At 41.8% G+C, this 19380-nt stretch carries 35 protein-coding genes; all 35 read left to right on the forward strand.

Features of this window, described 5'->3' with window-relative positions:
* Positions 1 to 122 precede the first annotated feature (122 nt).
* The 35 genes from B9Z54_RS17790 to rpsK all read left to right on the forward strand — a co-directional run bounded on the left by B9Z54_RS17790 (position 123) and on the right by rpsK (position 19336).
* Positions 123 to 371 carry a 50S ribosomal protein L7ae-like protein gene (locus tag B9Z54_RS17790; protein WP_113929749.1) on the forward strand — a complete coding sequence of 83 codons (249 nt, stop codon included), beginning with the start codon at positions 123 to 125 and terminating at the stop codon, positions 369 to 371.
* Between the two features lie 102 nt (positions 372 to 473).
* A complete protein-coding gene (rpsL, locus tag B9Z54_RS17795) occupies positions 474 to 896 on the forward strand; it encodes a 30S ribosomal protein S12 (RefSeq protein ID WP_113929750.1) in 423 nt (140 codons plus the stop codon).
* 51 nt (positions 897 to 947) lie between these two features.
* Positions 948 to 1418, forward strand: a complete 471-nt coding sequence (gene rpsG, locus B9Z54_RS17800; RefSeq protein WP_113929751.1) for a 30S ribosomal protein S7 — start codon at positions 948 to 950, stop codon at positions 1416 to 1418.
* 49 nt (positions 1419 to 1467) lie between these two features.
* On the forward strand, positions 1468 to 3546 hold the full coding sequence (gene fusA, locus B9Z54_RS17805) for an elongation factor G (protein ID WP_113929752.1): 2079 nt from the start codon (positions 1468 to 1470) through the stop codon (positions 3544 to 3546).
* 130 nt (positions 3547 to 3676) lie between these two features.
* Positions 3677 to 4867: an elongation factor Tu gene (tuf, locus tag B9Z54_RS17810; protein WP_113929753.1), complete on the forward strand. Its 1191-nt coding sequence runs from the start codon at positions 3677 to 3679 to the stop codon at positions 4865 to 4867.
* Positions 4868 to 5146: 279 nt separating this feature from the next.
* Complete coding sequence (locus B9Z54_RS24980) at positions 5147 to 5293, forward strand: hypothetical protein (protein WP_162785279.1); 147 nt, start codon at positions 5147 to 5149, stop codon at positions 5291 to 5293.
* 636 nt (positions 5294 to 5929) lie between these two features.
* Entirely contained in the window at positions 5930 to 6238 is a 309-nt protein-coding gene (rpsJ, locus tag B9Z54_RS17820; protein ID WP_034676072.1) for a 30S ribosomal protein S10, read from the forward strand.
* A gap of 34 nt (positions 6239 to 6272) precedes the next feature.
* A complete protein-coding gene (gene rplC, locus B9Z54_RS17825; protein ID WP_113929755.1) occupies positions 6273 to 6902 on the forward strand; it encodes a 50S ribosomal protein L3 in 630 nt (209 codons plus the stop codon).
* Positions 6903 to 6932: 30 nt separating this feature from the next.
* On the forward strand, positions 6933 to 7556 hold the full coding sequence (gene rplD, locus B9Z54_RS17830; protein ID WP_113929756.1) for a 50S ribosomal protein L4: 624 nt from the start codon (positions 6933 to 6935) through the stop codon (positions 7554 to 7556).
* Positions 7556 to 7840: a 50S ribosomal protein L23 gene (gene rplW, locus B9Z54_RS17835; protein WP_113929757.1), complete on the forward strand. Its 285-nt coding sequence runs from the start codon at positions 7556 to 7558 to the stop codon at positions 7838 to 7840. Before rplD ends, rplW begins: the two co-directional genes overlap by 1 nt.
* Positions 7841 to 7869: 29 nt before the next feature.
* Positions 7870 to 8700 (forward strand): 50S ribosomal protein L2, encoded by an 831-nt coding sequence (rplB, locus tag B9Z54_RS17840; RefSeq protein WP_113929758.1) that lies wholly within the window; start codon positions 7870 to 7872, stop codon positions 8698 to 8700.
* A gap of 60 nt (positions 8701 to 8760) precedes the next feature.
* Entirely contained in the window at positions 8761 to 9039 is a 279-nt protein-coding gene (gene rpsS, locus B9Z54_RS17845; protein ID WP_113929759.1) for a 30S ribosomal protein S19, read from the forward strand.
* 19 nt (positions 9040 to 9058) lie between these two features.
* Positions 9059 to 9400: a 50S ribosomal protein L22 gene (rplV, locus tag B9Z54_RS17850; protein WP_006838981.1), complete on the forward strand. Its 342-nt coding sequence runs from the start codon at positions 9059 to 9061 to the stop codon at positions 9398 to 9400.
* A 3-nt stretch (positions 9401 to 9403) separates the two neighbouring features.
* Positions 9404 to 10060: a 30S ribosomal protein S3 gene (gene rpsC / locus B9Z54_RS17855; protein ID WP_113929760.1), complete on the forward strand. Its 657-nt coding sequence runs from the start codon at positions 9404 to 9406 to the stop codon at positions 10058 to 10060.
* A gap of 2 nt (positions 10061 to 10062) precedes the next feature.
* Positions 10063 to 10497 carry a 50S ribosomal protein L16 gene (rplP, locus tag B9Z54_RS17860; protein ID WP_113929761.1) on the forward strand — a complete coding sequence of 145 codons (435 nt, stop codon included), beginning with the start codon at positions 10063 to 10065 and terminating at the stop codon, positions 10495 to 10497.
* Entirely contained in the window at positions 10487 to 10690 is a 204-nt protein-coding gene (rpmC, locus tag B9Z54_RS17865) for a 50S ribosomal protein L29 (RefSeq protein WP_113929762.1), read from the forward strand. The genes rplP and rpmC overlap by 11 nt, the downstream gene beginning before the upstream one ends.
* Before the next feature lie 19 nt (positions 10691 to 10709).
* Positions 10710 to 10973: a 30S ribosomal protein S17 gene (rpsQ, locus tag B9Z54_RS17870; RefSeq protein WP_113929763.1), complete on the forward strand. Its 264-nt coding sequence runs from the start codon at positions 10710 to 10712 to the stop codon at positions 10971 to 10973.
* A 41-nt stretch (positions 10974 to 11014) separates the two neighbouring features.
* A complete protein-coding gene (gene rplN / locus B9Z54_RS17875; RefSeq protein WP_113929764.1) occupies positions 11015 to 11383 on the forward strand; it encodes a 50S ribosomal protein L14 in 369 nt (122 codons plus the stop codon).
* Positions 11384 to 11418: 35 nt separating this feature from the next.
* A complete protein-coding gene (gene rplX / locus B9Z54_RS17880) occupies positions 11419 to 11730 on the forward strand; it encodes a 50S ribosomal protein L24 (RefSeq protein ID WP_113929765.1) in 312 nt (103 codons plus the stop codon).
* Between the two features lie 25 nt (positions 11731 to 11755).
* On the forward strand, positions 11756 to 12295 hold the full coding sequence (gene rplE / locus B9Z54_RS17885; protein ID WP_113929766.1) for a 50S ribosomal protein L5: 540 nt from the start codon (positions 11756 to 11758) through the stop codon (positions 12293 to 12295).
* A 24-nt stretch (positions 12296 to 12319) separates the two neighbouring features.
* Positions 12320 to 12505, forward strand: coding sequence for a type Z 30S ribosomal protein S14 (locus tag B9Z54_RS17890; protein WP_113929767.1), 186 nt, complete (start codon positions 12320 to 12322; stop codon positions 12503 to 12505).
* Between the two features lie 30 nt (positions 12506 to 12535).
* The gene (gene rpsH / locus B9Z54_RS17895) at positions 12536 to 12934 is read left to right on the forward strand and encodes a 30S ribosomal protein S8 (RefSeq protein ID WP_113929768.1); all 399 of its coding nucleotides are present in this window, start codon (positions 12536 to 12538) and stop codon (positions 12932 to 12934) included.
* Between the two features lie 31 nt (positions 12935 to 12965).
* Positions 12966 to 13502, forward strand: a complete 537-nt coding sequence (rplF, locus tag B9Z54_RS17900; protein ID WP_113929769.1) for a 50S ribosomal protein L6 — start codon at positions 12966 to 12968, stop codon at positions 13500 to 13502.
* A gap of 32 nt (positions 13503 to 13534) precedes the next feature.
* Positions 13535 to 13897 (forward strand): 50S ribosomal protein L18, encoded by a 363-nt coding sequence (rplR, locus tag B9Z54_RS17905; RefSeq protein ID WP_113929770.1) that lies wholly within the window; start codon positions 13535 to 13537, stop codon positions 13895 to 13897.
* Between the two features lie 21 nt (positions 13898 to 13918).
* Positions 13919 to 14419 carry a 30S ribosomal protein S5 gene (gene rpsE, locus B9Z54_RS17910; RefSeq protein WP_113929771.1) on the forward strand — a complete coding sequence of 167 codons (501 nt, stop codon included), beginning with the start codon at positions 13919 to 13921 and terminating at the stop codon, positions 14417 to 14419.
* 12 nt (positions 14420 to 14431) lie between these two features.
* Positions 14432 to 14614: a 50S ribosomal protein L30 gene (rpmD, locus tag B9Z54_RS17915; RefSeq protein ID WP_113929772.1), complete on the forward strand. Its 183-nt coding sequence runs from the start codon at positions 14432 to 14434 to the stop codon at positions 14612 to 14614.
* A gap of 31 nt (positions 14615 to 14645) precedes the next feature.
* Complete coding sequence (gene rplO / locus B9Z54_RS17920) at positions 14646 to 15086, forward strand: 50S ribosomal protein L15 (protein WP_113929773.1); 441 nt, start codon at positions 14646 to 14648, stop codon at positions 15084 to 15086.
* The gene (secY, locus tag B9Z54_RS17925; protein ID WP_113929774.1) at positions 15086 to 16378 is read left to right on the forward strand and encodes a preprotein translocase subunit SecY; all 1293 of its coding nucleotides are present in this window, start codon (positions 15086 to 15088) and stop codon (positions 16376 to 16378) included. Before rplO ends, secY begins: the two co-directional genes overlap by 1 nt.
* Before the next feature lie 59 nt (positions 16379 to 16437).
* Positions 16438 to 17088 (forward strand): adenylate kinase, encoded by a 651-nt coding sequence (locus B9Z54_RS17930; RefSeq protein WP_113929775.1) that lies wholly within the window; start codon positions 16438 to 16440, stop codon positions 17086 to 17088.
* Positions 17088 to 17834: a type I methionyl aminopeptidase gene (gene map / locus B9Z54_RS17935; protein WP_113929776.1), complete on the forward strand. Its 747-nt coding sequence runs from the start codon at positions 17088 to 17090 to the stop codon at positions 17832 to 17834. Before B9Z54_RS17930 ends, map begins: the two co-directional genes overlap by 1 nt.
* 15 nt (positions 17835 to 17849) lie before the next feature.
* Positions 17850 to 18176 carry a KOW domain-containing RNA-binding protein gene (locus B9Z54_RS17940; protein WP_113929777.1) on the forward strand — a complete coding sequence of 109 codons (327 nt, stop codon included), beginning with the start codon at positions 17850 to 17852 and terminating at the stop codon, positions 18174 to 18176.
* The gene (infA, locus tag B9Z54_RS17945) at positions 18163 to 18381 is read left to right on the forward strand and encodes a translation initiation factor IF-1 (protein ID WP_113929778.1); all 219 of its coding nucleotides are present in this window, start codon (positions 18163 to 18165) and stop codon (positions 18379 to 18381) included. The genes B9Z54_RS17940 and infA overlap by 14 nt, the downstream gene beginning before the upstream one ends.
* 38 nt (positions 18382 to 18419) lie before the next feature.
* On the forward strand, positions 18420 to 18533 hold the full coding sequence (gene rpmJ, locus B9Z54_RS17950; protein WP_000868344.1) for a 50S ribosomal protein L36: 114 nt from the start codon (positions 18420 to 18422) through the stop codon (positions 18531 to 18533).
* 24 nt (positions 18534 to 18557) lie between these two features.
* Positions 18558 to 18929 carry a 30S ribosomal protein S13 gene (rpsM, locus tag B9Z54_RS17955; protein WP_113929779.1) on the forward strand — a complete coding sequence of 124 codons (372 nt, stop codon included), beginning with the start codon at positions 18558 to 18560 and terminating at the stop codon, positions 18927 to 18929.
* A 17-nt stretch (positions 18930 to 18946) separates the two neighbouring features.
* Positions 18947 to 19336, forward strand: coding sequence for a 30S ribosomal protein S11 (rpsK, locus tag B9Z54_RS17960; RefSeq protein WP_113929780.1), 390 nt, complete (start codon positions 18947 to 18949; stop codon positions 19334 to 19336).
* The last annotated feature ends 44 nt before the right edge of the window (positions 19337 to 19380 follow it).

The following is a 19380-nucleotide window of genomic DNA, read 5'->3' on the forward strand; positions in this document are numbered from 1 at the left end:
GATGACATATAAGTGCCCGCACTTATAAAATATTTATTTCTGTTGTTGACAATAGTTTTTTAAGATGATAATATATTCAAGGTTGCTCCTATACTGTAACCTGTTACTTTGGAGGATGAAATATGTCTTATGAAAAAGTATCACAGGCTAGTGAAATCATTGTAGGAACAAAGCAGACAGTCAAAGCTCTAAAAAATGGTCTTGTATCACAATTGGTCGTAGCTGATGATGCTGATCACAAAGTAACTTCCAAGGTCATACAAGCAGCCAATGAAATGGATGTTCCAGTGACACGAGTTGATTCCATGCGAAAGCTGGGGAAGTCATGCGGAATTGAAGTTGGAGCGGCAGCTGTGGCTATTATTAAGTAAAATAGTTTTTGCAGTTAGAGATCTGCAAAGACTTTGTTTTTACACAAAAATGAACCACCTGGATGTGTGGGCTTATAAAATATAAGAAGGGAGGATATTTACATGCCTACTATTAATCAATTAGTGCGTAAACCACGCCAGTCTAAATCAACAAAATCTACTTCACCTGCTTTGAATAAAGGTTACAACAGCTTCAAAAAAGTGAACACTAACCTTTCTTCTCCACAAAAACGCGGTGTTTGTACTCGTGTTGGTACAATGACTCCAAAGAAACCAAACTCAGCGTTGCGTAAATACGCTCGTGTACGTTTAACTAACGGAATCGAGGTAACTGCATACATTCCTGGGATTGGACATAATCTTCAAGAGCACAGCGTCGTTCTAATCCGCGGCGGACGTGTAAAGGATTTACCAGGGGTACGCTATCACATCGTTCGCGGTGCGTTGGATACAGCTGGAGTTGAAGGTCGTATGCAAGGCCGTTCTAAATACGGTACTAAGCGTCCTAAAGCAGCTAAAAAATAATAAAGAACTAATTTAACGAATAGATTATTTTCGTTGAAAGGAGGAAAACACATGCCACGTAAAGGTCCTGTAGCAAAAAGAGATGTACTTCCAGATCCAATGTACAATTCCAAATTAGTTTCTCGTCTAATCAACAAAATCATGATTGACGGTAAGAGAGGTAAAGCTCAAAAGAAACTATACGCTGCGTTTGATTTGATCAGCGAGCGTTCTGGTAAAGATGCAATGGAAGTATTCGATCAAGCTTTGAAAAATATCATGCCGGTATTGGAAGTAAGAGCGCGTCGTGTTGGTGGTGCAAACTACCAAGTACCTGTAGAAGTTCGTCCTGAGCGTCGTACTACTTTAGGTCTTCGTTGGTTAGTAAACTATTCCCGTCTTCGCGGTGAAAAGACGATGGAAGAGCGTTTAGCTAATGAAATCCTTGATGCAGCAAACAACACAGGTGCTTCTGTTAAGAAGCGTGAAGATATGCACAAAATGGCGGAAGCAAACAAAGCGTTTGCTCACTACCGTTGGTAATCTTCTACTATATAAAATAATTTTCAATTAATGGAAGGAGAAAGACGACATGCCTAGAGAGTTCTCCTTAGAAAAGACTCGTAATATCGGTATCATGGCTCACATCGATGCTGGTAAAACAACTGCAACAGAGCGTATCCTTTTCTATACTGGACGTATTCACAAAATCGGTGAAACTCACGAAGGTGCTTCTCAGATGGACTGGATGGAGCAGGAGCAGGAACGTGGAATCACGATCACATCTGCTGCGACAACAGCATCTTGGAAAGACCATCGTATCAACATCATTGATACACCAGGACACGTAGACTTCACAGTTGAGGTTGAGCGTTCCCTTCGTGTACTTGATGGTGCAGTAGCAGTTCTGGACGCTCAGTCTGGAGTTGAGCCTCAAACTGAAACAGTTTGGCGCCAGGCAACGACTTACGGTGTACCTCGTGTTGTATTCGTAAACAAGATGGATAAAATCGGTGCAGATTTCTTATACTCTGTAGGAACATTGCATGACCGTCTTCAAGCGAATGCACATCCTATCCAGCTTCCAATTGGTGCTGAGGATGAATTCGAAGGAATCATCGACTTGGTAGAAATGAAAGCATATTTCTATGAAGATGATCTTGGAACACGTGCAGAAGCTCGTGACATCCCGGATGAGTACAAAGATCAAGCTGAAGAATACCGCGGAAAGCTAATTGAAGCTGTATCTGAACTTGATGAAGAGCTTATGATGAAATACCTTGAAGGTGAAGAGTTCACTAACGATGAATTGAAATCTGCTATCCGTAAAGCGACTAACAGCGTTGAGTTCTATCCTGTAGTTTGTGGATCTGCTTTCAAAAACAAAGGTGTTCAGCTGTTGATCGATTCTGTCATCGACTACCTTCCGGCTCCTACTGATGTTGCTGACATCAAAGGTATTCTTCCGGATTCAGAAGAAGAAGTAACTCGTCCTTCAACAGACGACGCTCCTTTCTCTGCGTTGGCATTTAAGGTTATGACTGACCCTTATGTTGGTAAACTTACATTCTTCCGTGTATATTCTGGAACACTTGATTCCGGTTCATACGTCCAAAACTCTACGAAAGGCAAGCGTGAGCGTGTAGGACGTATCCTGCAAATGCATGCTAACTCTCGTGAGGAAATCTCAACAGTATACGCTGGGGATATCGCAGCAGCTGTTGGTTTGAAAGATACATCAACTGGTGATACTCTATGTGACGAAAAGAGTCTAGTTATTCTTGAGTCTATGGAATTCCCAGAGCCTGTTATCTCTCTTTCTGTTGAGCCTAAATCTAAAGCTGACCAAGATAAGATGACGACTGCACTTCAGAAACTTCAAGAAGAAGATCCTACATTCCGCGCGCATACTGACCAGGAAACTGGACAGGTTATCATTGCGGGTATGGGTGAACTTCACTTGGATATCATCGTGGATCGTATGAGACGCGAATTCAAAGTTGAAGCTAACGTTGGTGCTCCTCAAGTATCTTATCGTGAAACATTCCGCGGATCTGCTAAAGTTGAGGGTAAATTTGCCCGTCAATCAGGTGGTCGTGGACAATTCGGTCACGTTTGGATTGAGTTCTCTCCAAATGAAGAAGGAAAAGGCTTCGAATTCGAAAATGGTATCGTCGGAGGGGTTGTTCCTCGTGAATACATCCCTGCAGTTCAAGCTGGTCTAGCAGACGCTATGGAAAACGGTGTAATCGCCGGTTATCCTTTAATCGATGTAAAAGCCAGACTTGTGGACGGTTCTTACCATGATGTCGATTCTTCTGAAATGGCCTTTAAAGTGGCTGCTTCCCTTGCACTTAAAAACGCAGTTTCTAAGTGTGATCCAGCTATCCTTGAGCCAATGATGAAGGTAGAAGTTGTCATCCCTGAAGAATACATGGGTGATATCATGGGTGATATCACATCCCGTCGTGGACGTGTAGAAGGTATGGAAGCTCGCGGAAACGCACAAGTAGTTAAATCCTTCGTCCCTCTTTCTGAAATGTTTGGTTATGCAACTTCATTGCGTTCTAACACGCAAGGTCGCGGAACATACTCTATGCACTTCGACCATTACGAAGAAGTTCCAAAATCAATCGCTGAAGAAATCGTACAAAAAAATAAAGGTGAATAATTGATTTATTCGCTGTAATAAAGTATAAATACTAGTGTAAGCTATGGTGTCTTAGAAGGTGGAAACCCCGCCTTCGGGCAGCCATATAAAAATATACTTAACTTTTTATAATTTAAAGGAGGAATTCCTAATGGGTAAGGAAAAATTCGATCGTTCCAAGGAACATGCTAATATCGGTACAATTGGTCACGTTGACCATGGTAAAACTACATTAACAGCTGCTATCACAACTACTTTGCATAAAAAGTACGGCCGTGGAACAGCTATGGCGTATGACCAAATTGATGGTGCTCCAGAAGAAAGAGAGCGCGGTATCACAATCTCTACTGCACACGTTGAGTATGAAACTGATACTCGCCACTATGCACACGTTGACTGCCCAGGACATGCTGACTACGTTAAAAACATGATCACTGGTGCTGCTCAAATGGACGGCGGAATCCTAGTTGTTTCTGCTGCTGATGGCCCAATGCCACAGACTCGTGAGCACATCCTTCTTTCTCGCCAAGTTGGTGTACCATACCTAGTAGTATTCATGAACAAGTGTGATATGGTAGACGACGAAGAGCTTCTTGAACTAGTAGAAATGGAAGTTCGTGACCTTCTTTCTGAGTACGATTTCCCTGGTGATGATGTACCAGTAATCAAAGGTTCTGCTCTTAAAGCTCTTGAAGGAGAAGCTGAGTGGGAAGAAAAAATCTACGAACTAATGGAAGCTGTTGACAGCTACATCCCAACTCCAGAACGTGACACTGAAAAACCATTCATGATGCCTGTTGAGGACGTATTCTCAATCACTGGCCGTGGTACAGTTGCAACTGGACGTGTAGAGCGTGGACAAGTTAAAGTTGGAGACACTATCGACATCATCGGTCTTTCTGAGGAGCCTAAATCTACTACTGTAACTGGTGTAGAAATGTTCCGTAAGCTTCTTGACTATGCAGAAGCTGGAGACAACATCGGAGCTCTTCTTCGTGGTGTAGCCCGTGAAGATATCCAACGTGGCCAAGTACTTGCTAAGCCAGGTACTATCACTCCACACACAAAGTTCAAAGCTGAAGTTTATGTTCTTTCTAAAGAAGAGGGTGGACGTCACACTCCATTCTTCACTAACTACCGTCCTCAGTTCTACTTCCGTACAACTGATGTAACTGGTATCTGTAATCTTCCTGAAGGCGTAGAAATGGTTATGCCTGGAGATAACATTGAAATGACAGTTGAACTAATCTCTCCAATCGCTATCGAAGAAGGTACTAAATTCTCTATCCGTGAGGGTGGACGTACTGTAGGCGCTGGAGTAGTTGCTACAATCCAAGAGTAGTCTTTACTCTTAGATTAACACTAAAGCAGATGGGATCCGGAGCCCATCTGCTTTTTTATATGCTTGGAATTCAGGAATCATTCATAACCATTATGAGCTTATATGGGTTTTCTGAAGTAAAAGATTTCGAAATTTGCCGGGATACGTACTGTCAAAGCAAGAAAATAAAAGGATAATGGCAAGATTAATGAAGAAACGTACCATCAAAGCAAGAGGATCAAAAGATAATGGTAGGATTAGTGAAGAAACGTACCATCAAAACAAGAAACTAAAAAGATAATGGTAAGAAAAATGAAGAAACGTACCATCAAAGCAAGAGAATCAAAAGATAATGGTACGATTAGTGAAGAAACGTACCATCAAAGCAAGAAACTAAAAAATGGTAAGATTCCTGAAGAAACGTCCATCAAAGCAAGAAAATCATAAAATAAAGGTATGATTAATAAAGAAACGTACCATCAAAGTAAAAGAATCAAAAGATAATGGTAAGATTAACGAAGCAACGAACCATTAGAAAAAGAAGAAAAAGAGATAATGGAGCAAGTAGAAGAAAACGAACTATATTTTCAAACACAGCTGCGGGATAGTGCACAGAAAAAATTATATAATATACGCAGCAACCTGATAAACAGGAAGCAGAAAACTCCCCAAACCATATTGGTTAACTATTTCCTTCTATATATATAAAACAACATTAAGTATTAACCCATATAGATCTTTAACAGCCTGATAATGAACTAGGTATCTAATCCCCAGTAACCAGCTGGAAAAACACCTGCCACCCTTTAATAAACTCCAACACAATAGAAATATTATGAAATATTCTCTCCCCCTTGCAATCACCCTTATAGATTTGTATAATTGTAAAAGTGCTCTGATCACAAAGATATTCAATTAAATGTTGCATATCTCCTGTGAATTAGTTATAATAGACAATGTTGGTCTTTGACTGCGATGAAATGGAAGGTTGCTGACACACCCGGCCGCTTTGCCATGGCGAGTGTGTGGGAAATTTCCATGGAGAATGTCTATCTTAAAGTAGGCGAAAAAGGAGGGAAAATAATGGCAAAACAAAAAATTCGTATCCGTTTAAAAGCGTATGATCACAGAATCCTGGATCAATCTGCAGAGAAAATTGTTGAAACAGCAAAGCGTTCTGGTGCGGCAGTGTCCGGCCCGATCCCGCTTCCGACTGAGAAGTCCATCTACACAATTCTTCGTGCGGTCCATAAGTACAAAGATTCTCGTGAGCAGTTCGAAATGCGTACGCATAAACGCTTAATCGATATTGTTAACCCAACACCACAAACGGTTGATGCGCTAATGCGTTTAGATCTTCCATCTGGTGTCGATATTGAAATCAAATTATAATTACTATACAAAAATTATTCAGGAGGTGTGACTTATGACCAAAGGAATCTTAGGCAGAAAGATCGGTATGACTCAAGTTTTTGCTGAAAACGGTGATCTTATCCCGGTAACAGTTATCGAAGCAGCTGGAAACGTTGTTCTTCAAAAGAAAACTTCAGAGGTGGACGGCTACGAAGCTATCCAAATCGGTTTTGAAGACAAACGCGAAAAGCTTTCTAACAAACCGGAAAAAGGACACGTTGCTAAAGCAGAAACTGCTCCTAAGCGCTTCATCCGTGAATTCCGCGGAGTTAACTCTTCAGATTATGAAGTAGGTCAAGAAGTCAAAGTAGAAATTTTCGCAGAAGGCGATATCGTAGATGTAACAGGAATTTCAAAGGGTAAAGGTTTCCAAGGTGCTATCAAGCGTCATAACCAATCCCGCGGACCTATGTCCCATGGTTCCCGCTACCATCGTCGTCCTGGTTCAATGGGACCTGTTGATCCAAACCGTGTATTCAAAGGTAAATTACTACCTGGACGCATGGGTGGAGAGCAAATCACGATTCAAAACCTTGAAATCGTTAAAGTTGATGCTGAGCGCAACTTGCTTCTAGTTAAAGGAAATGTTCCTGGACCTAAAAAAGCAATGCTTAAAGTTAAAACTGGCGTAAAAACAAAATAATAGAACTTTTTTGGAAAGGAGGAAACACGAATGCCGAAAGTAGCATTATTTAACCAAAGCGGATCACAAGTTGGTGATGTAGAACTTAATGATTCAGTATTTGGTATCGAACCAAACCAAAACGTACTTTATGAAGCTGTTATCATGCAAAGAGCATCTCAGCGTCAAGGTACAAGCAAAGTAAAAGGCCGTTCTGAAGTAAGAGGCGGTGGACGTAAACCATGGCGTCAAAAAGGTACTGGACGTGCACGTCAGGGATCTATCAGATCTCCACAATGGCGCGGCGGTGGTACTGTATTTGGACCGGTTCCACGCAGCTACAGCTACAAGCTTCCTAAGAAGGTTCGTCGCTTAGCTATCAAATCTGCTTTATCTACTAAGGTAGCAGAAGAAAACATCCTAGTATTGGAATCTCTTGTTTTTGATGCTCCAAAAACAAAAGAATTCGCTGGTGTATTGAAAAACCTTTCTGTTAACTCTAAAACATTAGTAGTAACAGAAGGAAATGAAGATTATGTAGCACTATCAGCACGTAACATTCCTGGTGTAACAGTTGTTGCAGCTAATGGAATCAGCGTACTTGACGTTATTGCTCATGATAAATTGATCATCACTAAAGCAGCAGTTGAAAAAGTAGAGGAGGTGCTTGCATAATGGATGCACGCGATATCATTAAGCGCCCCGTAATTACAGAACTTTCAACTGATCTTATGGCTGATAAAAAATACACTTTTGAAGTCGACACTAGAGCTAACAAAACTCAAGTGAAAGATTCAGTTGAAGAAATCTTCGGCGTTAAAGTTGCAAAAGTGAACGTTATGAATTATAAAGGTAAATTCAAGCGTATGGGAAGACATGCCGGCTATACGAACAAACGTCGTAAAGCTATTGTTACTCTTACAGCTGAAAGCAAAGAAATCGAATTCTTTGAAGCTTAATTTAAAAAATTAGAAGAGGAGGGAAAAACATGGCGATTAAAAAGTATAAACCAACCTCTAATGGTCGTCGCGGAATGACTACTTCTGACTTTGCAGAGATCACTACTGACAAACCAGAAAAGTCATTGCTTGCGCCTTTGCACAGAAAAGGCGGCCGTAACAACCAAGGTAAGTTAACAGTTCGTCATCAAGGCGGCGGTCATAAGCGTCAATACCGTATCATCGATTTCAAACGTGATAAAGATGGTATACCAGGACGCGTTGCTACAATCGAATATGATCCTAACCGCTCAGCAAACATTGCATTAATCAACTATGTGGATGGAGAAAAACGTTACATTCTTGCTCCTAAGACACTTCAAGTAGGTATGGAAGTAACGTCTGGCTCTGAAGCAGATATCAAAGTAGGTAACGCATTACCACTTATCAACATCCCTGTAGGTACTGTAGTTCATAACATCGAACTTAAGCCAGGTAAAGGCGGACAATTGGTTCGTTCTGCTGGTACATCAGCTCAGGTTCTTGGTAAAGAAGGTAAATACGTGCTTGTACGTTTAAATTCAGGTGAGGTTCGCATGATCCTTTCATCTTGCCGCGCGACTGTAGGTCAAGTAGGTAACGAACAGCACGAACTAATCAACATCGGTAAAGCAGGTCGTTCTCGCTGGTTAGGCAAGCGCCCAACTGTACGTGGATCTGTAATGAACCCTAACGATCACCCACACGGTGGTGGTGAAGGACGCGCTCCTATCGGACGTAAATCACCAATGTCTCCATGGGGTAAACCAACTCTTGGATTCAAGACTCGTAAGAAGAAGAGCAAATCTGACAAATTTATTGTGCGCCGTCGCAAAAAATAACGGGATTGACCTACGGTTCATCTATAGAGCCGTAGAACAATCACGAAGGGAGGTTCAAACATGGGTCGTAGCTTAAAAAAGGGACCTTTTGTTGATGATCATTTGATGGTTAAAATCGAGAAATTGAACGAAGGCGAAAAGAAGCAAGTTGTTAAGACTTGGTCACGCCGTTCAACAATTTTCCCGAACTTCATCGGTCATACAATCGCAGTTTATGATGGTCGTAAACATGTACCGGTATATGTTACAGAAGATATGGTAGGACACAAGCTTGGTGAATTCGCACCATCTCGTTCTTACAAAGGTCATGGAAATGATGACAAGAAAACAAGACGCTAATTGAGAGGAGGGTATCCTAATGCAAGCTAAAGCTGTCGCTAAAACAGTTCGTATTGCTCCTCGTAAGGTACGTTTAGTGGTTGATCTAATCCGAGGTAAGCAAGTAGGCGAAGCTGTAGCGATTTTAAATCTTACTCCTAAAGCTGCTTCTCCAGTAGTTGAGAAAGTATTAAAATCTGCTATCGCTAACGCAGAACATAACTATGACATGGACGTGAACAACTTGGTCATCTCTGATGCCTTTGTTAACGAAGGTCCAACAATGAAACGCTTCCGCCCTCGTGCGATGGGACGCGCAAGCCAAATCAACAAACGCACAAGCCACATCACTATCGTGGTATCAGAAAAGAAGGAGGGATAATTCGTGGGTCAAAAAGTACATCCAGTCGGACTGCGTGTAGGAGTAATTCGTGATTGGGAATCAAAATGGTACGCTGATAAAGATTATGCCAATCTTCTGCACGAAGACCTTAAAGTACGTGAATATATTGCAAAACGTTTAGTTGACGCTTCTGTTTCTAAAGTGGAAATCGAGCGTGCGGCAAACCGCATCAATATTACAGTTCATACAGCAAAACCTGGTATGGTTATCGGTAAAGGTGGTACAGAGGTTGAAGCTTTGCGTAAAGCTTTGAACGAGCTTACTTCTAAGCGTGTACACATCAATATCGTTGAAATCAAGAGAGCAGACCTAGATGCCAAGCTAGTTGCGGAGAACATCGCTCGTCAATTAGAAAACCGTGTATCTTTCCGTCGTGCTCAAAAACAAACTATCCAACGTGCAATGCGCGCAGGAGCTAAGGGTATCAAAACTCAAGTATCTGGTCGTCTTGGCGGTGCAGATATCGCTCGTGCTGAACATTACAGCGAAGGAACAGTTCCACTTCATACACTTCGCGCTGACATTGATTATGCTCATGCTGAAGCTGACACAACTTACGGTAAACTTGGTGTTAAAGTATGGATCTATCGTGGAGAGGTCCTTCCTGCTAAGAAGAAATCTGAGGAAGGAGGAAAATAATTATGTTATTACCTAAACGCGTTAAGTATCGTCGTGAACATCGTGGTAAAATGCGTGGACGCGCAAAAGGCGGCCAAGAAGTTGCTTTCGGTGAATACGGTCTTCAAGCTGTAGAAGCTTCTTGGATCACTAACCGACAAATCGAAGCTGCACGTATTGCTATGACTCGTTACATGAAACGTGGCGGTAAAGTGTGGATTAAAATTTTCCCTCATAAACCTTACACTGCTAAGCCTCTAGAAGTCCGAATGGGTTCTGGTAAAGGTGCTCCTGAAGGTTGGGTAGCAGTAGTTAAGCCTGGAAAGATCATGTTCGAAATAGCAGGTGTATCTGAAGAGGTTGCTCGTGAAGCACTTCGTCTTGCATCACACAAACTTCCAATCAAGACTAAGTTTGTGAAACGAGAAGAAATTGGTGGTGAATCAAATGAAAACTAATGAAATCCGTGACCTGACCACTGCCGAAATTGACCAAAAAGTAAAATCTTTAAAAGAAGAATTATTTAACCTTCGCTTCCAACTTGCGACAGGACAACTTGAAAACACTGCCCGCATTCGCGAAGTACGTAAGGCGATCGCTCGTATGAAAACTGTAATCCACGAAAGAGAGATCGGGGTTAACAATCGATAATTGAGAGGAGGTTTGCAGAATGAGTGAACGCAATCAACGTAAGGTTTACACTGGACGTGTTGTTTCCGACAAAATGGATAAAACAGTTACTGTTCAAGTTGAAACTTACAAAAAACATTCACTGTACGGCAAACGCGTAAAATACTCTAAAAAGTTCAAAGCTCATGATGAGCAGAACGAAGCTAAAACTGGCGATGTAGTTCGTATCATGGAAACTCGTCCGCTTTCAGCTACTAAACGTTTCCGTATGATTGAAGTAGTAGAAAAAGCAGTAATTATTTAATAAATGTTCGGATATTTGTTTTCCGAAGGGAGGTTACCTAGATGATTCAACAAGAATCTCGTTTGAAAGTTGCCGACAACTCTGGTGCTCGTGAAGTTTTGACTATTAAAGTACTTGGCGGATCCGGCCGTAAGACAGCTAATATCGGTGATGTAATCGTATGTACAGTAAAACAAGCAACACCAGGTGGCGTTGTTAAAAAAGGCGACGTAGTAAGAGCTGTTGTTGTTCGTACAAAGAGCGGTGTTCGCCGTCCAGACGGAACTTACATTAAGTTTGATGAAAACGCATGTGTAATTATCCGCGATGATAAAGGACCGCGTGGTACTCGTATCTTCGGACCGGTTGCTCGTGAATTACGTGAAAATAACTTTATGAAAATTGTATCTTTAGCTCCAGAAGTTCTTTAATAGAACCTATTGTGCGTTAAGAGGAGGTGCGACTAATGCATGTAAAAAAAGGCGATAAAGTAATGGTAATCACAGGTAAAGATAAAGGTAAAACTGGTGTAGTACTTTCAGCTCTACCTAAAAAAGACCGTGTGATTGTAGAAGGAATCAATGTTATCAAGAAACATTCAAAACCTTCTCAAACGAATCCGCAAGGCGGAATCATCAGCCAAGAGGCACCTGTTCATGTATCGAATGTTATGCTGCTTGATCCTAAATCGAATGAACCAACTCGCGTAGGATTCAAGAAGGTTGATGGTAAAAATGTACGTGTAGCAAAAAAATCTGGTGAAGTTCTAGATAAATAGTTCAAAGAAGAAGGGAGGTACTCAAATGAACCGCCTAAAAGCAAAATTTAATGATGAAATTACTCCAGCTCTAGTGAGCAAATTCAGTTATAAATCAGTTATGCAGGTACCTAAGCTTGAAAAGATTGTTGTCAACATGGGTATCGGCGATGCAGTTTCAAATGCAAAAGCTTTGGACACTGCTGTTGAAGAATTAACATTAATCACTGGTCAAAAACCAGTTGTAACTAAAGCAAAAAAATCTATCGCAGGTTTCCGTCTTCGTGAAGGTATGCCTATCGGTGCGAAAGTAACTCTTCGCGGCGAGCGCATGTATGAGTTCCTAGATAAACTTATATCTGTATCTCTACCACGTGTACGTGACTTCCGCGGTATTTCTAAAAAAGCATTCGATGGTCGCGGTAACTACACTCTTGGTGTTAAAGAGCAGCTGATTTTCCCAGAGATCGATTATGATAAAGTTTCCAAAGTACGCGGAATGGATATCGTTATCGTTACAACTGCAAACTCTGATGAAGAATCACGTGAGTTATTGACTCAATTCGGAATGCCATTTCAAAAGTAATCTCTAAATAAGGGAGGCGAAAATGTGGCTAAAAAATCAATGATCGCAAAACAAAAACGTGAACCCAAGCATCCTGTTCAAGGATACACTCGCTGTGAGCGTTGTGGCCGTCCACATTCAGTAATCCGCAAATTCAAACTTTGCCGTATCTGTTTCCGTGAACTTGCTTACAAGGGTCAAATTCCTGGCGTTAAAAAAGCTAGCTGGTAAAACCCTATATTGGGAAGGAGGTAAATTAATATGACATTGACAGATCCAATTGCAGATATGCTTACTCGCATCCGTAATGCGAATATGGTACGTCACGAGAAGCTAGAAATACCTGCTTCTAACATCAAAAAAGAAATCGCAGAAATCCTCAAACGTGAAGGTTTCGTGCGTGACGTGGAATTTGTAGAAGATAACAAGCAAGGTGTTATCCGCATCTTCTTAAAATATGGTTCTAACAACGAACGTGTAATCACTGGATTAAAGCGTATCTCTAAACCAGGTCTACGTGTTTATGCTAAAGCTGATGAAGTTCCTAAAGTACTTAACGGTTTGGGTGTAGCTCTTGTTTCAACTTCTCAAGGAGTTTTAACTGACAAAGAAGCCCGTGCTCAGCAAGTCGGTGGAGAAGTACTAGGATACGTTTGGTAATATTTTTTGAAATGAATGGAGGTGCAACAGTATGTCACGTGTAGGTAAAAAACCTATCGAGGTGCCAGCAGGCGTTACAATTACTACTGATGCCAATAATGTAACTGTAAAAGGTCCTAAAGGTGAATTGTCTCGTACATTCAGCCCGGATATGAATATCGAAATCCAAGACAATGTAGTGAACATCACTCGTCCATCTGAATCAAAAGAACATCGTTCATTACATGGAACGACTCGTGCTTTGATCTCAAACATGGTTGAAGGTGTTTCTAAAGGCTTCGAAAGAAACCTTGAACTTATTGGAGTAGGTTACCGTGCTCAAAAACAAGGTACTAAGCTTGTATTGAACGTTGGTTACTCTCATCCAGTTGAATTCGAACCTGAAAATGGTATCGAAATCGAAGTTCCTGCTAATACAAAGATTTCTATCAAAGGTATTGACAAGGAGCGTGTTGGTGCGATTGCTTCCAACATCCGCGCTGTCCGTCCTCCTGAGCCTTATAAAGGTAAAGGTATCCGTTACGAAGGCGAGTTCGTACGCCGTAAAGAAGGTAAAACAGGTAAATAATGCCGCTTAGGCAGTAGAAAGGAGTGACCTTAATGATCACTAAGCCATCTAAAAACAAAACGCGTAAGAAAAGACATGCTCGTGTACGTTCTAAGATCACAGGAACAGAACAACGTCCTCGTTTAAACGTATATCGTTCAAATAAAAACATCTACGCTCAATTGATCGATGATGTTAATGGTGTAACTTTGGCAAGTGCTTCTACTGTAGATAAAGAAATCAACCTTGACTCTACTGGTAATGTAGATGCAGCAGTCCAAGTCGGTGAACTAATTGCTAAACGCGCAACTGAAAAAGGTTTGAAATCAGTAGTATTTGACCGTGGAGGTTACCTATACCACGGCCGCGTAAAAGCATTAGCCGATGCAGCTCGTGAAAACGGCTTAGAATTTTAATAAAAAAGGAGGGACATATAGATGCGTCGTATTGATCCAAACAAACTAGAACTTGAAGAACGCGTAGTAACGATCAACCGTGTTGCGAAAGTAGTTAAAGGTGGACGTCGTTTCCGCTTCGCTGCTCTTGTTGTTGTCGGAGACAAAAACGGTAACGTAGGTTTTGGTACTGGTAAAGCTCAAGAGGTACCTGATGCTATCCGTAAAGCGATTGAAGATGCGAAGAAAAATCTTGTTGAAGTACCTATGGTAGGTGGAACTACTCCTCACCAAGTAATCGGTCGTTTTGGTGCAGGCGAAATCCTTATCAAACCTGCTTCTGCCGGTACAGGAATCATCGCTGGCGGCCCGGTTCGTGCGGTACTTGAACTTGCTGGTGTTCAGGATATCCTTTCTAAATCATTGGGATCCAACACTCCAATCAACATGATCCGTGCTACAATCGAAGGATTAAAACAACTAAAACGTGCTGAGGACGTAGCGAAATTACGTGGTAAATCAGTAGAAGAACTGTTAGGATAAGGAGGGATAACGATGGCAAACAAACTAGAAATTACCCTCACTCGCAGTGTGATTGGTCGTCCAAAAGATCAACGCGAAACAGTAAAGGCTCTGGGCTTACGTAAGCTTCATCAAACAGTTGAACAACAAGATAATGCTGCTATCCGCGGTATGGTCAATAAGGTTGCTCACTTAGTCACGGTTAAAGAAGCTTAATTAGATTCTTTGTAAATAAGGAGGTGCCGACATGAAATTACATGAATTAAAACCTGCTAAAGGTTCTCGCAAAGAGCGCAATCGTGTAGGCCGTGGAACTGGTTCTGGAAATGGTAAGACTTCCGGTAAAGGCCACAAAGGTCAAAACGCCCGTTCTGGCGGCGGAACTCGTCCTGGTTTCGAAGGTGGTCAAACACCTTTATTCCAACGTCTTCCTAAGCGCGGTTTCACAAACATCAACCGTAAAGAATTTGCAATCGTTAACCTTGATGCATTAAATCGTTTTGAAGAAGGAACTGAAGTTACACCTGAACTTCTTATCGAAACGGGTGTAGTAAGCAGCGAAAAATCTGGAATCAAGATTCTTGGTAAAGGTAATATTGAGAAAAAGCTTACAGTAAAAGCAAACAAATTCTCATCCACTGCTAAAGAAGCGATCGAAGCTGCCGGTGGTAAAACCGAGGTGATTTAATGTTTCAGACAATCTCCAACTTTATGCGCGTGGGTGATATAAGAAACAAAATTATTTTCACCCTTCTAATGTTAGTTGTCTTCCGCTTAGGTACTTTCATTCCAGTGCCAAGTGTTGACGCAGATGTGTTGAAAATGCAAGAACAAGCCGGCTTGATCGGCTTCCTTAATACATTCGGCGGAGGAGCGCTTCAGAACTTCTCGATCTTTGCTATGGGGATCATGCCGTATATCACAGCATCTATCATTGTGCAGTTATTGCAGATGGATGTTGTGCCTAAATTTACGGAGTGGTCTAAACAGGGGGATGTTGGCCGCCGTAAGTTAGCTCAGTTTACCCGTTACTTTACGATCGTATTAGGTTTTATCCAGGCTTTGGGTATGTCTTATGGATTCAACCAATTATACGGTGGATTTTTAATCCCGAACCCAAGTGTTACAACGTACCTGTTAATTGCACTCATCTTGACTGCTGGTACTGCGTTCCTTTTATGGCTGGGTGAGCAAATCACTGCTAAAGGTGTTGGTAATGGTATTTCGATTCTGATATTCGCAGGTATCGTGGCCGCCATCCCTAATGCAGTAAACCAATATTATGCATCTCAATTAGAAGGCGCTGGTGAACAGCTGTTCCTTCGTATTGTTGTGACAATATTGATCCTATTGGCAATCGTGGCAATCACGGTGGGTGTAATTTTCATCCAGCAGGCTCTGAGAAAGATTCCTATTCAATACGCTAAGCGTTTAGTAGGCCGCAGTCCTGTCGGTGGACAATCAACTCACTTGCCATTGAAAGTCAATGCAGCAGGTGTAATTCCGGTAATCTTCGCGATTTCCTTCATCATTACACCGCAAACCATCGCATCATTCTTTGGTACGAATGATGTAACAAGTACGATTCAGTATGTGTTCGATTATACTCAGCCGGTCGGAATGATCATTTATGTTGCGTTGATCGTCGCATTCACGTACTTTTATGCTTTCATTCAAGTCAACCCTGAACAGATGTCAGAGAACTTGAAGAAGCAAGGTGGCTATATCCCTGGTATCCGTCCGGGTAAAACCACTCAAGAATACTTGACAAGGGTATTATATCGACTGACTTTCGTTGGTGCGATATTCCTAGCCGTCATTTCCATTCTTCCTGTTTTCTTCATCAAATTTGCAGGTCTGCCACAGGCAGCTCAAATTGGAGGAACAAGCTTGCTGATCGTTGTGGGTGTTGCACTCGAAACGATGAAAGGGCTGGAAGCTCAGTTGGTGAAACGCCACTATAAAGGCTTCATTAAATAAAAAAAGGTTTTGGGGACGTCGGTTCCCTGAAACCCTAATAGAGACTGAGGTGGATCCGAGTGAATATAGTTTTAATGGGTCTTCCAGGTGCAGGGAAAGGTACTCAGGCTGAAAAGATCGTCGAGAAATATGGCATCCCCCATATCTCTACTGGCGATATGTTCCGTGCCGCTATGAAAGAGGAGACGGAACTGGGCTTGAAAGCTAAATCTTTTATGGACAAAGGGGAATTGGTTCCTGATGAAGTAACAATCGGAATCGTCCGCGAACGTCTCAGCAGAGAAGACTGCCATAAAGGTTTCCTTTTAGACGGGTTTCCAAGAACGGTTGCTCAAGCCGATGCTCTGGAATCTATCTTATCCGACCTGGGCAAGAAAATTGATTATGTGATTAACATACAGGTAGATAAAGAGGTCTTGATGGAACGCCTGACAGGCCGACGCATTTGTAAAAAGTGCGGCGCGACTTATCACCTTGTATTCAATCCACCAAGCGAAGAGGGCGTTTGTGATCGCTGCGGCGGTGAACTCTATCAGCGTGCAGATGATAATGAAGAAACTGTTCAGAACCGCTTGGATGTCAATATCAAGCAAACTCAGCCGCTTCTTGATTTCTATCAGGAGAAGGGCTACTTAGTTAACATCGACGGCCAGAGAGATATCAAAGAGGTTTTCTCTGATATTGATGAACTGATCGGGAGCTCTCGCTGATGATCATTTGTAAAACACCTCGTGAGTTAGACATCATGCGTGAAGCTGGCAGGATCGTCGCACTTGCTCACAAGGAATTGCAAAAGCATATTGCCCCGGGAATAACGACCGGTGAATTGGATGCAATCGCTGAAAAATTCATAAGTCAAAATGGTGCAATTCCTTCTTTTAAAGGTTATAATGGGTTTCGTGGCAGCATTTGTGCTTCCGTAAACGATGAATTGGTTCATGGAATTCCCGGTGACCGCACGTTGAAAAACGGCGATATTATCAGCATCGACATCGGTGCTAAATATAATGGTTATCATGGAGATTCCGCCTGGACTTATCCTGTGGGGATTATAGATGACGAAACTCAAAGACTGCTGGATGTAACTGAGGAATCATTATATCTTGGCTTAAAAGAAGCAAAACCAGGTGAACGCCTATCGAACATCTCTCATTCGATTCAGACTTATGTTGAAGCAGAAGGGTTTTCCATTGTTCGTGAGTATGTCGGGCACGGTGTTGGTCAAGACTTACATGAGGATCCTCAAATTCCTCACTATGGTCCGCCCAACAGAGGTCCGCGTCTAAAGCCTGGTATGGTACTTGCTATTGAACCTATGGTGAATGCAGGCAGTCGTTATGTAAGGACATTAGTTGATAACTGGACAGTTGTTACAGTTGATGGTAAAATGTGTGCGCACTTTGAACACACAATTGCTATTACAGAAGAAGGTTACGAGATTCTAACGAAAGCCTAAGTGAAGGTGATCTGATTGATCGAGTCCGATACGACTCCATGTATAGGGCAGATCGTTTCAACCAGAAAGGGAAGAGATGCCGGGCAGTACTCGGTAATCATCCAAAAGATGGATGAACGGTTTGTGTTAATTGCTGATGGAGATAAGCGAAAGTTTGATCGTCCTAAGAAGAAAAACATTCAACATCTCTATTTTCACAATTATATCTCTCCAGAAGTTCAGAACAGTTTAGCAGAAACTGGGCGGGTGACAAATGGAAAATTGCGTTACGCTCTAACGAAGTTTTTGAACGAAGTCTTAGAAGATGTTAAGAAGGGAGACGAATTCGATGGCGAAAGATGATGTAATCGAAGTGGAAGGCACAGTAGTAGAAACTTTGCCTAACGCTATGTTTAAGGTAGAATTAGAAAATGGTCATACGGTACTTGCTCACGTATCAGGTAAGATTCGCATGCATTTCATCCGAATCCTGCCAGGAGATAAAGTTACTGTTGAACTATCTCCATATGACCTGACTCGTGGAAGAGTCACTTATCGTTATAAATAATTCATTGCACTCCGTACTCTCAAGGAGGTTAGAATAAGATGAAAGTCAGACCATCAGTAAAGCCGATCTGCGAAAAATGTAAAGTTATTCGCCGTCGCGGTAAAGTAATGGTTATCTGTGAAAACCCTAAACACAAACAAAAACAAGGCTAATAAAGAAGGAGGTGCGCTTTTAATATGGCACGTATTGCTGGTGTTGATATCCCACGTGACAAACGTATTGTCATTTCATTAACATACATTTTCGGTATTGGTAAAAATACTGCGAAGAAAATCCTAGCTGAATCAGGTGTATCTGAAGATACTCGCGTTCGCGACCTGACTGACGATGAACTTGGTAAAATCCGTGATATCGTAGACAAATTGAAAGTTGAAGGAGATCTTCGTCGTGAAATCTCTCTTAACATCAAACGTCTAATGGAAATCGGTTCTTACCGTGGTCTTCGCCACCGCAGAGGTTTACCTGTTCGCGGTCAAAACACTAAAAACAATGCTCGTACTCGTAAAGGTCCTCGTAAGACTGTAGCGAACAAGAAAAATAATAGGTAAAGGAGGTACATCTTAAAATGGCACGTAAAACTAATACTCGTAAGCGTCGTGTGAAAAAGAATATCGAATCTGGTATTGCACACATTCGTTCTACTTTCAACAACACTATCGTAATGATCACTGACGTTCATGGTAATGCTGTAGCATGGTCAAGTGCAGGTTCTTTAGGGTTCAAAGGTTCTCGTAAATCTACTCCTTTCGCTGCGCAAATGGCTGCTGAAACTGCTGCAAAAGCATCCCAGGAACACGGATTAAAAACTCTTGAAGTAACAGTTAAAGGACCAGGTGCAGGCCGTGAAGCAGCAATCCGTGCTCTTCAAGCTGCAGGACTTGAAGTTACTGCAATCAGAGACGTTACTCCAGTTCCTCATAATGGATGTCGTCCGCCAAAACGTCGCCGCGTTTAATTTCTCTGTATAAATTTCGTATCCCTGTCAATAATGGATATGAT

It is taken from the genome of Bacillus sp. P14.5, from assembly GCF_003316765.1.
Lineage (GTDB): Bacteria > Bacillota > Bacilli > Bacillales > Bacillaceae_B > Rossellomorea.